Origin of the sequence: Enterobacter cloacae complex sp. R_G8 (assembly GCF_024599795.1) — a bacterium.
In the GTDB taxonomy this organism is placed as follows: Bacteria; Pseudomonadota; Gammaproteobacteria; order Enterobacterales; family Enterobacteriaceae; genus Enterobacter; species Enterobacter dissolvens.
This window is the reverse complement of record NZ_CP102246.1, coordinates 1,073,363-1,089,253: the sequence shown is the minus strand read 5'-3', so window position 1 is coordinate 1,089,253 and position 15,891 is coordinate 1,073,363. Positions and strand designations below refer to the sequence as shown.

The 15,891-nt window shown below is 56.1% G+C and carries 13 protein-coding genes; 3 read left to right on the top strand and 10 right to left on the bottom strand.

The genetic code is table 11. The features are described from left to right. Positions 1 to 30 precede the first annotated feature (30 nt). Entirely contained in the window at positions 31 to 924 is an 894-nt protein-coding gene (gene argP / locus NQ842_RS05210; protein ID WP_008499727.1) for a DNA-binding transcriptional regulator ArgP, read from the top strand. A 48-nt stretch (positions 925 to 972) separates the two neighbouring features. Here the strand turns inward: argP and NQ842_RS05205 are convergent, their stop codons facing one another. The 7 genes from NQ842_RS05205 to tkt all read right to left on the bottom strand — a co-directional run bounded on the left by NQ842_RS05205 (position 973) and on the right by tkt (position 9,380). Beyond that, positions 973 to 1,713: an oxidative stress defense protein gene (locus NQ842_RS05205; protein WP_014833191.1), complete on the bottom strand. Its 741-nt coding sequence runs from the start codon at positions 1,711 to 1,713 to the stop codon at positions 973 to 975. A 92-nt stretch (positions 1,714 to 1,805) separates the two neighbouring features. Beyond that, positions 1,806 to 2,441 carry an arginine exporter ArgO gene (argO, locus tag NQ842_RS05200; RefSeq protein ID WP_014833192.1) on the bottom strand — a complete coding sequence of 212 codons (636 nt, stop codon included), beginning with the start codon at positions 2,439 to 2,441 and terminating at the stop codon, positions 1,806 to 1,808. A gap of 145 nt (positions 2,442 to 2,586) precedes the next feature. Next, complete coding sequence (mscS, locus tag NQ842_RS05195) at positions 2,587 to 3,441, bottom strand: small-conductance mechanosensitive channel MscS (protein ID WP_014833193.1); 855 nt, start codon at positions 3,439 to 3,441, stop codon at positions 2,587 to 2,589. 187 nt (positions 3,442 to 3,628) lie between these two features. Further along, positions 3,629 to 4,708, bottom strand: a complete 1,080-nt coding sequence (gene fbaA / locus NQ842_RS05190) for a class II fructose-bisphosphate aldolase (RefSeq protein ID WP_008499731.1) — start codon at positions 4,706 to 4,708, stop codon at positions 3,629 to 3,631. Between the two features lie 91 nt (positions 4,709 to 4,799). Next, complete coding sequence (pgk, locus tag NQ842_RS05185) at positions 4,800 to 5,963, bottom strand: phosphoglycerate kinase (protein WP_046889559.1); 1,164 nt, start codon at positions 5,961 to 5,963, stop codon at positions 4,800 to 4,802. A gap of 49 nt (positions 5,964 to 6,012) precedes the next feature. Further along, on the bottom strand, positions 6,013 to 7,032 hold the full coding sequence (gene epd, locus NQ842_RS05180; RefSeq protein WP_257256591.1) for an erythrose-4-phosphate dehydrogenase: 1,020 nt from the start codon (positions 7,030 to 7,032) through the stop codon (positions 6,013 to 6,015). 356 nt (positions 7,033 to 7,388) lie between these two features. Beyond that, entirely contained in the window at positions 7,389 to 9,380 is a 1,992-nt protein-coding gene (gene tkt / locus NQ842_RS05175; RefSeq protein WP_014833196.1) for a transketolase, read from the bottom strand. A gap of 272 nt (positions 9,381 to 9,652) precedes the next feature. Between tkt and NQ842_RS05170 the strand changes: the two genes are divergently transcribed. After that, positions 9,653 to 10,411, top strand: a complete 759-nt coding sequence (locus NQ842_RS05170) for a M48 family metallopeptidase (RefSeq protein ID WP_046889557.1) — start codon at positions 9,653 to 9,655, stop codon at positions 10,409 to 10,411. Positions 10,412 to 10,621: 210 nt separating this feature from the next. Beyond that, positions 10,622 to 11,890: an OprD family porin gene (locus tag NQ842_RS05165; RefSeq protein ID WP_257256590.1), complete on the top strand. Its 1,269-nt coding sequence runs from the start codon at positions 10,622 to 10,624 to the stop codon at positions 11,888 to 11,890. A gap of 91 nt (positions 11,891 to 11,981) precedes the next feature. Here NQ842_RS05165 and NQ842_RS05160 read toward each other — a convergent pair whose 3' ends face one another. From NQ842_RS05160 to NQ842_RS05150, 3 genes are read right to left on the bottom strand one after another with little or no spacing between them, the layout of a single operon-like run. After that, the gene (locus NQ842_RS05160; RefSeq protein ID WP_257256589.1) at positions 11,982 to 13,622 is read right to left on the bottom strand and encodes a thiamine pyrophosphate-binding protein; all 1,641 of its coding nucleotides are present in this window, start codon (positions 13,620 to 13,622) and stop codon (positions 11,982 to 11,984) included. A 13-nt stretch (positions 13,623 to 13,635) separates the two neighbouring features. After that, positions 13,636 to 15,105 carry an aldehyde dehydrogenase gene (locus NQ842_RS05155; RefSeq protein ID WP_257256588.1) on the bottom strand — a complete coding sequence of 490 codons (1,470 nt, stop codon included), beginning with the start codon at positions 15,103 to 15,105 and terminating at the stop codon, positions 13,636 to 13,638. A 9-nt stretch (positions 15,106 to 15,114) separates the two neighbouring features. Further along, positions 15,115 to 15,885, bottom strand: coding sequence for an aspartate dehydrogenase (locus tag NQ842_RS05150; protein ID WP_014833201.1), 771 nt, complete (start codon positions 15,883 to 15,885; stop codon positions 15,115 to 15,117). Positions 15,886 to 15,891: the final 6 nt, after the last annotated feature.

Sequence of the window (15,891 nt, the reverse complement as noted above, 5' to 3'; positions counted from 1 at the left end):
TTAAGCAAAATTAAGGAGTAAGCCAGAGCAATGAAACGTCCGGACTACAGAACACTACAGGCACTTGATGCAGTTATTCGTGAACGCGGTTTTGAGCGCGCAGCGCAAAAGCTGTGTATTACTCAGTCCGCCGTATCACAGCGTATCAAACAGCTTGAAAACATGTTCGGGCAGCCACTGCTGGTGCGTACCGTGCCACCGCGTCCAACAGAGCAAGGACAAAAGCTCCTCGCCCTGCTGCGTCAGGTTGAACTGCTGGAAGACGAATGGCTGGGTGATGAGCAAACGGGTTCTACGCCGTTGCTGCTGTCGCTGGCGGTGAACGCCGACAGTCTGGCAACCTGGCTGCTGCCCGCCCTCGCCCCGGTCCTGGCCGACTCCCCTATCCGCCTGAATCTGCAGGTTGAAGATGAAACCCGCACTCAGGAACGCCTGCGCCGTGGTGAAGTGGTTGGAGCGGTCAGTATCCAGCCTCAGGCGCTGCCAAGCTGTCTGGTGGATCAACTGGGTGCGCTGGATTACCTGTTTGTTGGTTCAAAAGCCTTTGCTGAACGTTACTTCCCCAATGGCGTCACCCGCGCCGCGCTGCTTAAGGCGCCTGCGGTGGCGTTCGACCATCTGGACGATATGCATCAGGCTTTCCTGCAACAAAACTTTGACCTGCCGCCGGGCAGCGTGCCGTGCCATATCGTGAACTCGTCCGAGGCCTTCGTGCAGCTTGCGCGTCAGGGAACCACCTGCTGCATGATCCCACACCTGCAAATTGAAAAAGAGTTGAAAAGCGGTGAGCTGATTGATTTGACGCCGGGGCTGTATCAGCGCCGGATGCTCTACTGGCACCGTTTTGCGCCGGAAAGCCGCATGATGCGCAACGTCACCGACGCGCTGCTGGCTTACGGGCACAAGGTGTTGAGACAGGATTAATCGCTTGAATTCCCTCTCCCTGTGGGAGAGGGTTAGGGTGAGGGCAAATTACTGCGCCTTAGCCGCCTCAGTTTGCTGAGTTTGAGTCGGTTCCAGCTGGAACACCACATCCACCTGATCGTCGAACTGAATGGTCGGCTGCTCATAGGTTTCCTGAGCAGATACCGGTGCCGCATCGGCTTTCATCATCCGTACCATTGGGCTTGGCTGATAATTAGAGACGTGGTAACGCACGCTATACACCGGGCCGAGTTTACTCTTAAAGCCAGCGGCCAGCTGCTGCGCCTGATGCATTGCATCATCAATTGCCGCTTTACGCGCTTCGTCTTTATATTTCTCCGGTTGCGCAACGCCCAGTGAGACGGAACGGATTTCGTTCAGACCTGCCTTCAGCGCGCCATCCAGCAGGGAGTTCAGCTTATCCAGCTGGCGGACGGTCACTTCAACGGTGCGCACGGCACGGTAACCTTTCAGGATACTTTTGCCGTTCTGGTAGTCGTAATCAGGCTGAGTACGCAGGTTCGCAGAGCTGATGTCTTTTTTGGCAACACCATTCTGCTCCAGGAAAGAGAGATATTGCGCAACACGATCGTCAGCCTGCTTCTTGGCGGAAGCGGCATCCTTCGCGGCCACATTCACTTCAATTGCCAGCGTCGCAACATCCGGTACCGCATCCACGCTGGCGGTACCTGAAGTGACGATGTGCGGGCCATTTGGCAATTCATTCGCCTGAACAGACACCGCACCTAAACTTACTAATGCCGCCAGGGCCATCACGTTAAACTTCACTGTCATTCCTCCATGTTGCGAAGAGTGCCCCAACAACAGGGCGCATGCCAGCAAGCTTAGCGGGTCTTGCTCAGTTGTCCATAAGACAACGCTTAGTTGAGCAATCCCTGAACATGATGAATCCCCTCTTTTGCCAGCTGAAAGGCAATGACCCACATCACCACGCCCACCAGCGTGTTGATGATCCGCTGGGCTTTGGCGGTACGAAGACGGGGTGCCAGCCACGCCGCCAGAACGGCGAGGCCAAAGAACCAGAGGAAGGAGGCGCTCACCGTACCCAGCGCAAACCAGCGCTTCGGTTCAACCTCCAATTGCCCACCCAGGCTCCCGAGCACCACGAAGGTGTCGAGATAGACATGCGGATTAAGCCACGTTACCGCCAGCATGGTGACGATAATCTTCCAGCGTCCCTGCTTCATCACTTCGGCGCTCGCCAGCGCCAGGTTGCTGCTCATCGCCGTTTTCAGCGCACCGAATCCGTACCACAGCAGGAAGGCGACCCCACCCCAGGTCACCAGCGCCAGCAGCCAGGGGGACTGCATCAGCAGCGCGCTACCACCAAAAATCCCGGCACAGATCAGCAGCAAATCGCTTACCGCGCACAGCAGGGCAATCATCAGATGATACTGGCGGCGAATCCCCTGGTTCATCACAAACGCGTTTTGCGGACCAAGGGGAAGGATCATGGCTGCGCCTAACGCAAGCCCCTGAAAATAGTACGATAACATGACATCAATCTCGCAGAATGGTCTTTGGTGCAGACTATACTTTGAGAATAACATTAGAGGAAATTGATAATATTAATTGGGTATTAGCAGATCTAATGAAGAAAAAGCCCGGTGTCGCCAGCGCTTACCGGGCCTGCAGGAGACGTTATTCGACTTCTTTGACTTTTTTGACGTTTACGTCCATCTGCGGATACGGGAAGCTGATGCCGTTGGCGTCAAACTCACGTTTGATCCGCTCCAGCACATCCCAGTACACGTTTTGCAGATCGCTGCTTTTGCTCCAGATGCGCACCACGAAGTTAATAGAAGATGCCCCCAGTTCGTTCAGGCGGACGGTCTGCTCTTTATCTTTCAGAATGCGTTCGTCAGAGGCAATGATGTTAGCAATCAGCGATTTCACCTGATCGATATCAGAATCATACGCCACGCTGATAATTAACTCGTTACGGCGCACCGGCTCGCGGGAGAAGTTAATAATGTTGCCCGCAATGATTTTCCCGTTCGGAACCACAACGATACGGCCATCGACGGTACGCAGAGTGGTAGAGAAAATTTGTACCTGCAGCACGGTTCCGGCAATGCCGCCCAGATCAACATACTCACCGGAGCGGAACGGACGGAAGGTGACCAGCAGTACGCCTGCCGCCAGGTTCGAGAGCGAGCCCTGTAACGCCAGACCAATCGCCAGACCCGCGGCACCAAGCACGGCGATCACCGATGCCGTCTGCACGCCAACGCGCCCCAGTGCGGCAATCAGCGTAAAGGCGATAATGCCATAGCGCACCAGCGCAGAGAGGAAGTCAGCCACCGTGGCGTCAATATGTCGCGCCACCATCACCCGGTTGACCGCGTTCGATACGATACGCGCCACAATCATCCCGACGATGATGATGGCAATCGCGGCAACGATGTTCACCGCATAACTCAGCAGCAGTGCCTGGTTGCGCACCAGCCAGTTGCCAGCGTTATTGATGCTGTCTACAACATCGAGTTGTTCCATTTATTCTTCCTTTTGTTAAACCAAAACACAAAATCCATCCCCCATGGAGACAGGCAGGTCAGTAAAGGGTAAACAAAAAGCGCAAGTTTTGCCAAACAGATCACAAATCCAGATGTTGCAGCATGTTGAAAACGCATAAAAAAAAGGCCCGCATATGCGGGCCTTCTGGTGCTGTCAGCCGTTCAGATTACAGAACGTCGATTGCGTTCAGCTCTTTGAATGCCTGTTCCAGACGGGTCACCATGGATGTCTGTGCTGCGCGCAGCCATACGCGTGGATCGTAGTATTTTTTGTTCGGCTGGTCTTCGCCTTTCGGGTTGCCCAGCTGGCCCTGCAGGTAAGCTTCGTTTGCTTTGTAGTACTGCAGGATACCGTCCCAGGTTGCCCACTGGGTGTCGGTATCGATGTTCATTTTCACTACGCCGTAGCTTACGGAGTCTTTGATTTCCTGAGCAGAAGAACCGGAACCGCCGTGGAAGACGAAGTTCAGGCTGTTGTGCGGCAGGTTGTGTTTCTTGGACACGTATTCCTGAGAGTCACGCAGGATGGTTGGGGTCAGAACCACGTTACCTGGTTTGTAAACGCCGTGTACGTTACCGAAGGACGCTGCAATGGTGAAGCGTGGGCTGATTTTGCTCAGCTCGGTGTAAGCGTAATCAACGTCTTCTGGTTGAGTGTACAGAGCAGAAGCGTCCATGTGGCTGTTGTCCACGCCGTCTTCTTCACCGCCGGTGCAACCCAGTTCGATTTCCAGGGTCATGTCCATTTTGGCCATGCGCGCCAGGTACTTAGAGCAGATTTCGATGTTTTCGTGCAGTGACTCTTCAGACAGGTCGATCATGTGAGAAGAGAACAGTGGCTTACCGGTAGCCGCGAAGTGTTTTTCACCCGCGTCCAGCAGACCGTCGATCCACGGCAGCAGTTTCTTCGCGCAGTGGTCAGTGTGCAGGATAACTGGAACACCGTAGTGTTCAGCCATCTGGTGTACGTGGTGCGCACCAGAAATAGCACCCAGGATTGCAGCACCCTGAGGAATGTCAGTTTTCACGCCTTTACCTGCGATGAACGCAGCGCCGCCGTTAGAGAACTGTACGATAACCGGTGCTTTAACTTTTGCAGCGGTTTCCAGTACGGCGTTGATGGAGTCAGTACCCACGCAGTTAACTGCTGGCAGAGCAAAGTTGTTTTCTTTAGCTACCTGGAACACTTTCTGAACGTCATCACCAGTGATCACGCCAGGTTTTACGAAATCAAAAATTTTAGACATGTTGCTTAGTCCTGTATCTTCGGCCGTTAGAAAAGGTGCGAGCTCTTAAAGCGCGCTGAAAATTGGGCAGGTTTCCCTGCCCTTGAATGGCTTACTTCTTAGCGCGCTCTTCGAGCATTGCTACTGCTGGCAGAACTTTGCCTTCCACGAATTCGAGGAATGCGCCGCCACCAGTGGAGATGTAGGAGATTTTGTCAGCAATACCGAACAGGTCGATTGCTGCCAGGGTGTCACCACCGCCTGCGATAGAGAACGCTTCGCTGTCTGCGATAGCGTTAGCAACAATTTCAGTCCCTTTACGGAAGTTCGGGAATTCGAACACGCCAACAGGACCGTTCCACAGGATAGTTTTAGCGTTTTTCAGGATTTCAGCCAGCTTCTGTGCAGAAACGTCGCCCAGGTCCAGAATCTGCTCTTCATCTTTGATGTCGTTTACAGATTTCAGGGTAGCAGTCGCCGTTTCGGAGAACTCAGTGGCAACGCGAACATCGGTTGGAACCGGGATATCACAGGTGCCCAGCAGGCGTTTGGCTTCGTCAACCAGGTCTGCTTCATACAGGGATTTACCAACGTTGTGGCCCTGAGCGGCAACGAAGGTGTTCGCGATACCACCGCCAACGATCAGCTGGTCAGCGATTTTAGACAGGGAATCCAGAACGGTCAGTTTGGTAGAAACTTTAGAACCACCAACGATAGCAACCATTGGACGAGCGGGCTCTTTCAGTGCTTTACCCAGCGCATCCAGCTCCGCGGCCAGCAGAGGACCAGCACACGCAACGTCTGCAAATTTACCGATACCGTGGGTAGACGCCTGTGCACGGTGAGCCGTACCGAATGCATCCATTACGAATACGTCGCACAGTGCCGCGTATTTTTTGGAAAGAGCTTCGTCGTCTTTCTTCTCGCCTTTGTTGAAGCGAACGTTTTCCAGAACCACCAGTTCACCGGCAGCCACTTCCACGCCGTCCAGGTAATCTTTCACCAGGCGAACCGGGTTGGACAGTTTGTCTTTCAGGTAATTAACAACCGGCAGCAGAGAGAACTCTTCGTTGTACTCGCCTTCAGTTGGACGACCCAGGTGGGAGGTCACCATCACTTTCGCACCCTGCTTCAGAGCCAGTTCGATGGTTGGCAGAGATGCACGGATACGCGCGTCACTGGTCACTTTGCCATCTTTAACTGGCACGTTCAGATCCGCACGGATGAAAACGCGTTTACCAGCCAGATCCAGATCGGTCATCTTAATTACAGACATGGTGAATCCTCTCGTTGATTCTTAAAGTTTTGCAGACGCACGATGCGTCTTACCTGAAACCTTTGGCGGCCATTGCTAACGTGGTGTCGAGCATACGGTTAGCAAAGCCCCATTCGTTATCACACCAGACCAGCGTCTTGATAAGGTGTGCGCCACTGACGCGCGTTTGCGTGCCATCAACAATGGCGCTGTGCGGGTCGTGGTTAAAATCCACTGAGACCAACGGTAATTCCGTATAGTCAACTATACCATGAAATGCCCCCTGTGCCGCTTTTTGCAGCAACAGGTTGACTTCACAAGCTTTTACCGGTTTTTTTACCGTCACGCTGAGGTCAATTGCGGTGACGTTTATCGTCGGTACGCGCACGGCAATCGCTTCAAAACGGTCATTAAACTGCGGGAAAATTCGGGTGATCCCCGCAGCCAGTTTTGTGTCCACCGGGATGATTGACTGGCTCGCGGCACGCGTGCGTCGTAAATCCGGGTGGTAGGCGTCGATGACCTGTTGATCGTGCATGGCGGAGTGAATCGTGGTCACGGTACCGGATTCAATGCCATATGCATCGTCTAACAGTTTGATGACCGGAATAATGCAGTTGGTGGTGCAGGAGGCGTTGGAGACAATACGGTGTTCGGCTTGCAGCTCATGCTGATTGACGCCGAAAACGACCGTCGCGTCGAGGTCGTTACTGCCGGGGTGGGAGAACAGGACTTTTTTTGCGCCGGCGGTGAGATGCGCTTCGCCGTGTTCACGGTTGCCATATACGCCGGTACAGTCAAGCACCACATCCACACCCAGTTCACGCCACGGTAGCGCGGCAATACTGCGATCATGCAGTACGCGGATCGTATCGTCACCGACAAACAGCTGATCCCTTTCCTGACGCACGTCCCAGGCAAAGCGTCCGTGGCTGGTGTCATATTTCAATAAATGCGCCATGCCCGCAGCATCCGCCAGTTCATTGATTGCCACCACGGTAATTTCCGCCCGACGCCCGGATTCATATAAAGCACGAACCACGTTGCGCCCGATGCGACCGAAGCCATTAATCGCTACGCGTACGGTCATAGATCTCCTGCAAAGCTATCCCTGAGTTCAAGGTGGCTGAAAGAGTAATCCAGCTACGCCCGAAGGGGAATCTTTGCTATCACAAACTGCGATTGATTGGTCAATTGTCGAACATTTAATCGACTGAAACGCTTCAGCAAGAATAAGCGAATCGGGGAATAAAAGGAATGTCTGTCCAGATGAATAAGCGAGCTATATGACTTGCGTCACATTTTGGATGGAATAATTTACAGAGCAGTTACATGTCTGAGGAATAGTGCCTACAAAAAAGCCGGGTGACGCTTACGCTTACCCGGCCTATATTTTGTGCCATATGTAGGCCCGGTAAGCGTAAGCTTCACCGGGCAAAACGGCAATTACAGCAGTTCTTTCGCCTTAGCGACCACATTCTCAACGGTGAAGCCGAACTCTTCGAACAGCTGCTCTGCCGGAGCAGATTCACCGAAGGTGGTCATACCGACGATAGCGCCGTTCAGACCCACGTATTTGAACCAGTAGTCAGCGATACCCGCTTCAACCGCCACGCGTGCGGAAACGGCTTTAGGCAGTACGGATTCACGGTAAGCAGCATCCTGCTTGTCGAACGCATCGGTAGACGGCATGGAAACCACGCGCGCTTTAACGCCTTCGGCAGTCAGTTTGTCCCAGGCTGCAACAGCCAGCTCAACTTCAGAACCGGTTGCGATGAAGATCAGCTCTGGCTGACCCGCGCAATCCTTCAGCACGTAGCCACCGCGCGCGATGTTCGCCAGCTGCTCTTCGGTACGATCCTGCTGTGCCAGGTTCTGACGGGAGAGGATCAGCGCGGTTGGACCGTCCTGACGCTCAACGCCGTATTTCCATGCCACTGCAGATTCCACCTGGTCACATGGACGCCATGTGCTCATGTTCGGGGTGACACGCAGGGAAGCGACCTGCTCTACCGGCTGGTGAGTTGGACCATCTTCGCCCAGACCAATGGAGTCGTGGGTATAAACCATCACCTGACGCTGTTTCATCAGCGCAGCCATACGCACGGCGTTACGTGCATATTCCACGAACATCAGGAAGGTAGAGGTGTACGGCAGGAAACCACCGTGCAGGGAGATACCGTTCGCGATAGCGGTCATACCGAATTCACGTACACCATAATGGATGTAGTTACCGGCTGTATCTTCGTTGATTGGCTTAGAGCCAGACCACAGGGTCAGGTTAGACGGGGCCAGGTCAGCAGAGCCACCCAGGAATTCCGGAAGCAGCGGACCGAACGCTTCGATCGCATTCTGAGACGCTTTACGGCTGGCGATTTTAGATGGGTTCGCCTGCAGCTTAGCGATGAACTCGTTCGCTTTCGCGTCGAAGTCAGACGGCATTTCACCTTTCATACGACGGGTGAATTCAGCCGCTTCCTGTGGGAAGGCTTTAGCGTAAGCCGCGAACTTCTCGTTCCAGGCGGCTTCTTTCGCCTGACCCGCCTCTTTGGCATCCCACTGAGCATAAATATCAGATGGAATTTCGAAAGCAGGGTATTTCCAGCCCAGCGCTTCACGCGTCAGTGCGATTTCCGCGTCGCCCAGTGGCGCACCGTGAGAATCGTGGGTGCCCGCTTTGTTCGGTGAACCGAAACCGATGATGGTTTTACACATCAGCAGGGATGGTTTGTCCGTTACCGCACGCGCTTCTTCAATTGCACGTTTAATCGAGTCAGCATTATGACCATCAACACCACGCACAACGTGCCAGCCGTAGGCTTCGAAACGTGCCGCAGTGTCATCAGTGAACCAGCCTTCAACATGACCGTCGATGGAGATACCGTTGTCGTCATAGAACGCCACCAGTTTGCCCAGCTTCAGGGTACCTGCCAGAGAGCACACTTCATGAGAAATGCCTTCCATCATGCAACCGTCGCCCATGAACGCGTAGGTGAAGTGGTCAACGATGTCGTGGCCAGGACGGTTGAACTGTGCCGCCAGGGTCTTCTCAGCTATCGCCATACCCACCGCGTTCGCAATGCCCTGACCCAGTGGGCCAGTCGTGGTTTCAACACCCGCGGTGTAACCCACTTCCGGGTGACCTGGAGTTTTGGAATGCAGTTGACGGAAGTTTTTCAGCTCTTCGATTGGCAGATCGTAGCCAGTGAGGTGCAGCAGGCTATAGATCAGCATTGAGCCGTGGCCGTTAGACAGCACAAAACGGTCGCGGTCAGCCCATGCCGGGTTCTGCGGGTTGTGGTTCAGGAAATCACGCCACAGGACTTCGGCGATATCAGCCATACCCATAGGGGCCCCTGGGTGGCCGGATTTGGCTTTCTGTACTGCGTCCATGCTCAGCGCACGAATAGCATTAGCAAGCTCTTTACGTGAGGACATTTTAACTCCAGATCGGACTGTTAAAGGCCATGCCCTTGACGACAGCGCGTTTTGGGCTACGCCGGAAAAAAGTGCCAACAATGTAACCCAAGCGGCATGCCATGTACATGGAGCATTCTTTTGCCGCTTAAGAAATCTCTGGATCATGCTCGCATGTTGCGCAATCTGCTCGCCCGGGCCCGTAGATATTCCTTATACTTAGCCCGACCCCGGCTTCGCTGTCGGTGTACTTTTCGGATTTTATTCAGATTAACGAGTACGGAAGCAATCTCATGAAAATGCGTGCATTAGTGCTGGCCCTGGGTACAACGTTCCTGCTGAGCGGTTGTCAGAGTATGGATTCTAACGGCCTGATGTCCTCAGGCGCAGAAGCCTTTCAGGCCTACTCCCTGAGCGACGCGCAGGTTAAAGCGCTGAGCGACCAGGCCTGTAAAGATATGGATGGAAAGGCTACGATTGCCCCGGCCAACAGTCCCTACACGCAGCGTCTGAATAAAATTGCCTCTGCGCTTGGCGATAACATCAACGGTCAGCCGGTGAACTACAAAGTCTACGTCGCAAAAGACGTGAACGCCTTTGCCATGGCGAACGGCTGTATCCGCGTCTACAGCGGGTTAATGGACATGATGACCGATAACGAAGTGGAAGCGGTGATCGGCCATGAGATGGGCCACGTTGCCCTCGGCCACGTGAAGAAAGGGATGCAGGTCGCCTTAGGCACCAACGCCCTGCGCGCAGCGGCGGCCTCGGCGGGCGGTATTGTGGGCAGCCTGTCCCAGTCACAGCTTGGCGATGTGGGTGAAAAGCTGGTCAACTCGCAGTTCTCTCAGCGTCAGGAGTCCGAAGCGGATGACTACTCCTACGATCTGTTGCGCAAACGCGGTATTAATCCAGCAGGCTTAGCCACCAGTTTTGAAAAGCTGGCCAAACTGGAAGCCGGACGTCAAAGTTCCATGTTTGACGATCACCCGGCCTCAGAAGCGCGTGCACAACATATTCGCGACCGTATGGCCGCAGACGGAATTAAATAATTTTGGAAGGAGGCAAATTTGCCTCCTTTTTATTTCGCATGAATTGCTAACTTAACCGCACATATCGGCAACACCCACAGAAAGCCCGTCACACCTGCCCTTCACCATTGAAATGTCTGGTCACATAATTATTGCAATCGGTTACTTTTCGGGTAATTATCGAATCCGCAGTAATTCAAATTAATATATTAAGACAGAGACGTTCCCTCCGTGAAAAAAGAATTATCGTTAATTGCTTTAAGCTTATTCGCCACATTCCCTGCCGTTGCGAGCCAACAATCAGACAGCCAGGGTTTTATTAATGACAGCCATTTAGATCTGTTTTTACGCAATGCGTATATCAGCCGTGATTATCACCAGGGCCAGCAGGATAAAGCAGAATGGGGCCAGGGTATCATCGCCACCTTTGAATCCGGCTATACCGAAGGAGTGGTTGGCTTTGGGGTGGACGGCATTGCGCAATATGGCGTGCGTCTGGACGGCGGGCGCGGCAAGAGCGGCGCGGGCGGCATTGACTTCTTTAAACAGGAAGACGATGGACGCGCAAAATCCGATCTGGCGAAATTTGGCGCGACCGCCAAAATGCGCATCTCGAATACTGTACTCAGTTACGGTAATCAGCGTCCCGAGCTGCCAATCATTACCGCCGACAGCTCACGCCTGCTGTTTGAAAGCTACACCGGCACCCTGCTGACCTCGAAAGAGATCGACGGTCTTGAAATCAACGCCGGTTACTTCACCGACGAGCAGCGTAAAAGTGACGATCGCCACGACAGCGGTCTGAAAAGACTCACCTTCGGCGGCGCGAGCTACCAGTTCAATGACCAGTTCAGCGGCGCGCTGTACGCCTCCCATAACGAAGAGGTGATGAACAAGCAATATCTGGGTATGAATTTCAAACAGCCGTTCAGCTCCGGACAACAGCTGGTACTCGATTTTAACGGCTACAACTCACGTCTGGACCAGGGTTACGCTGACAGCCTCAATACGGGCCGCAGCAACACCATCTGGAGCCTGGCAGCGAGCTACATCTGGGATATCCATACCTTTAAAGTGGCGTACCAGCAGAGCAGCGGCAGCACCGGCTACAACTATGGTGGCTACCGTGACCAGGGCGGTGTAGGTGACGGCGGCAACACCATCTGGCTGGCGAACTCCTACTGGTCTGATTTTAACGGTGAAGACGAACGTTCATGGCAGGCGTCTTACGGGCTGGACTTTGGCGGTCTCGGCTTGCCAGGCCTGACCTGGACCACCGCCTACGTGCGTGGCGACAACATTAAAACCGCTGAAACCAGTAACGGCAAAGAACATGAATGGTTTAACCAGATTCAGTACCAGGTGCAGGATGGCCCGGCGAAAGATCTGAAACTGAAACTGCGCTATTCCGTACTGCGCGTCTCCAGCAACGCCAGTGATTACAACGTGGGCGGGGATGAGATCCGCGCTTACGTGGAATACCCGTTTAACGTGTTCTGAGTTTATCCCCTCCCCCTAACCCTCTCCCAAAGGGAGAGGGAATATGATCGCCCTCTCCCTTTGGGAGAGAGCCAGGGTGAGGGAAAAACAGCTAGTAAAGCGTCTTCTGCGGCGGCCCGGCAAACTTCAGCGCGCCAATTTGTCCCATCCGCACTTCCACTACCGACGGTCCCGGCATCGCCAGCGCTTCCGTCATCACCGCATCAAAATCCTCTGCCCGCTCAACGCTCCATGCCTGCAGGCCAATCGCCTGTGACAGCAGGGTAAAGTCCGGCGTATGCAGCTCGTTATAGTACTGACGGCCACCGAAATACTTGTCCTGTATACCGCGCATGACGCCGTAGCCGCCGTCATTCATGATCAGCAACGTCACGTTGGCCTTCTCCTGCGCCAGCGTCGCCAGTTCGCCCAGATTCAGGCTCAGACCACCGTCCCCCACCAGCCCCACCACTTTACGCTGTGGGTTGGCAATCGCGGTGCCGATCGCCATCGGCAGGCCCATGCCAATTGCCCCGGCCAGAGAGTGGATATTCATCAGCGGCCCCCTGGCGCGGAACAGTCGGCTGCCCCACAGGCTGCCGGAAACGGTAATATCGCGCACCAGCAGTCCATCTTCAGGTAGCGCTTTCTCTATGGCATCGTTGAGTTGCGCATAGGCGCCGCACTGTTCACGCAGCCCACGTTCGGCCTGTGTCACCGCCTCCTGAACCAGACCATCCCACTGAGCATTCCCCCATTCACGCCCCTGTGCTTTTTCAGCCAGCGCGCTCAGCAACGCGGAGCAGTCGGCTACCAGCGTGTTATCCATCAGATAGTTACGGCTGGCCGCCGCCGGGTCGATATCAATCTGCACCCGCGGAGAAGGCAGCTCGAGCGTCCATGAACGGGTCTCATTGCTGCGCAGACGTGAACCGGCGATCAGCGTAAAGTCACACTGCGAAATGAGCGCCTCGACTGATGGCGAGTTGTGGAACGCCCGCAGGCTGGTGCGATGGCTGTCCGGCAGCACGCCGCGCGCGTGAGTACTGGAGATCACGGTGATACCCGCATCCGCCAGCTTTTTCACTGCGTCCGCGCTGCCCAGCGCACCACCGCCCAGCCACAGCAGCGGCTGTTTCGCCTGCTTGAGCTGCGCCCACAGCGTATCGATAACAGTCACATCAACGCTCACACCCGGCGCCGGTTTCACCGGTGCGGTCACCAGCGACAGCGGAATTTTCGCCCCCTGAATATCAATCGGGATCTCCACGGAGACCGGCCCGCACGGCGGCGTCTGCGCGTCCTGAATCGCTTTATGCAGAATCGCTATCGCCTGACTGGCATTGCTGATGCGATACGCCCGTTTTGAGCTGGCCTTCAGGAAGGTCAACTGGTCGCGGGTTTCATGGATAAATCCGGTGTCGGCATCCAGCCAGGCTTTTTCTACCTGCCCGGTTAAGTGCAGCAGCGGCGTGCAGGCGTTCATCGCTTCCACCAGCGCGCCTACGGCGTTACCCGCACCCGCGCCGGTGCTGGTCAGCGCCACGCCGAGGCCGGAAAAGCGCCCGTGGGCATCGGCCATGGTGACGGAACCGGCTTCACCGCGTGCCGGTACAAAGCGGATGTTACCGCGCTGTCCTACCGCATCCGCGATGGGCAGGTTGTGAATGGAGATGACGCCGTAGATGGCCTCTACCTGATACTGCTCCAGCGTTCTGGCGATGGCGTCGCCGACGGTTATCATTTCGCTCATTGCTCATCCTTTCTCAGTCGCACCAGTGGTTGACGCTGTTACTCGTCGCCAGATAAATGCTTTTTTGCTGCATCCAGGCTTTCAGCCCCTGAATGCCCTTTTCGCGGCCCAGACCGCTCTCTTTAAAGCCCCCGAACGGGGTCGAAATCGCAAACACTTTGTAGGTGTTGATCCACACCGTGCCCGCCTCAAGCTGCTCGCTTAAGCGCAGCGCGCGCCCGGTATCGCGCGTCCAGATCCCGGCGGCCAGGCCGTAAACCGAGTCGTTGGCCTCGCGGATAAGCGTGGCTTCATCGCGAAACGGCATCGCCACCAGCACCGGGCCGAAGATCTCCTCCTGGCAGGTGCGGGCGCTGTTGTTCAGCCCTTCAATAATCGTGGGCAGGAAGAAGCTGCCGTTTGCAAGATTAGGATCGGCCGGGATCTCCCCGCCACACAGCACGCGGCCCCCTTCACGCTTCGCCACCTCAACGTAAGCCAGCACGCTCTGACGATGGCTGGCGCTGATCAGCGGCCCAACGTGGGTACCCGGCGCGAACGGGTGTCCGACGCGCAGACCGCGGGTTAACTCCAGCAGCCGCGCCATCAGCGGCGCGTAAAGGCTCTCGTGGATAAACAGCCGCGAACCGGCGATGCACGCCTGTCCCGCCGAGCTGAAAATGCCGTAACAGATCCCGCGCGCGGCCTGCTCAATATCCGCATCATCCAGCACGATAGTCGGCGATTTTCCGCCCAGCTCCAGCGATGCCGGGATCAGTTTTTCCGCTGCCACGTGCGCCAGGTGACGGCCCGTGGTAGTGCCGCCGGTAAAGGAAATTTTGCGTACCTTAGGGTGGCGTGCCAGCGCATCGCCAATCACCGAGCCTTTGCCCGGCAGCACACTCAGCAGCCCGGCGGGCAGCCCGGCCTGTTCAAATATCCGCGCCAGCTCCAGCGCCATCAGCGGCGTGGCTTCGGCGGGCTTGAGGATCACCGCGTTACCCGCGGCAATGGCCGGCGCGACCTTCTGCATCTCGCTGGCAATCGGCGAGTTCCACGGCGTGATGGCCGCCACCACTCCGAGCGGCTCATAGCGGCTCAGGGTCAGTAAATCTGGCTGGCGCGGCGTCGGCAGTTCCCCTTCCAGCAGCTCGCAGGCGGCGGCGAAGTAGCGCGCCGTGCCCGCCGCGCTCATCACCAGCCCGCGGGCCTCCGCCAGCGGCTTGCCGTTATCGCGGCTCTGCATCTGAGCCAGATCGTCGACGCGGGATTCAATGAGATCCGCCACCTTGTGCAGGATCTTTGCCCGAATATGCGGCAGACTATGCCGCCAGGCGGGATCTCGCCACGCACGCTCACCGGCCTCGATCGCGTCCTGCAGGTCGTCCAGACTTGCCGCATTCAACGTCGCGTTGATCGACCCGTCAGCCGGAAACTGGCTCTGCATCGGGTTGCCGCTGCCGTGTCGCCAGTGGCCGCCGATAAATATCTTCAGATCGTCCATCGTCACTCCTCAGCTCAGGGCCAGCTCGCGGCAGGCGCGTACCGCGCTGAGTGCCGCCAGGGTGGAGGTTTTCGGGTTAGAGGCAAGCGGCAGGCCGCTTAGCTCCAGATGGAATTCACCAAACGCGCCTTCCACGTGCAGCGTGTGGGTGTTACGTTTCGTTGACGGGTCGACCATCAGCTGTACGCGCGTGTCGTCCATTCCCACGCCGCCGAGCGCCACGGTGGCCGCCACGTTGGCGTTGGCCGGGAACAGACGCGCCGCCTCGCGGGCGCTGCCTTCAAAAAAGACCTGCGCAACAGCCACCGAATTCAGATCGATAAGCTGCTCGGCATAGCTGCCGCGCCAGCTGGCCGGGCTTTTACGCGACTGGTAGGTCACGCGTGCCAGCCCGCCCTCTTTCGCCGCCGACAGCCCGTCAATGCCGGCCACCGCCCCGGAGAGCAGCGTCAGCCTGCCGCCTGCGTTGAGCAGGCGCTGTTCGAGCGCGCTGTCCGCCAGTGCGCCGGTCGAAATGACCGCCAGATGCCAGCCACGACGTAAAATGTCCTCACCGTACTGCGCTACCGCCTGCTGGCTGGCGCACTCGAGCACCAGGTCGGGCGTTTGCACGCATTGCAGCGGTGAGGTCAACGCCACTACCGCATCACCAAACTGCGCGTGAATCGCCGCATGATGGGCCTCGCGCGCCACAATCCAGCCGATAGCCACGCCAGCGGGCAGGCGCTCAATCACCGCCTGCGCCATGGCACCAAAACCAATCAACATAACCTTTTTCATGATGTG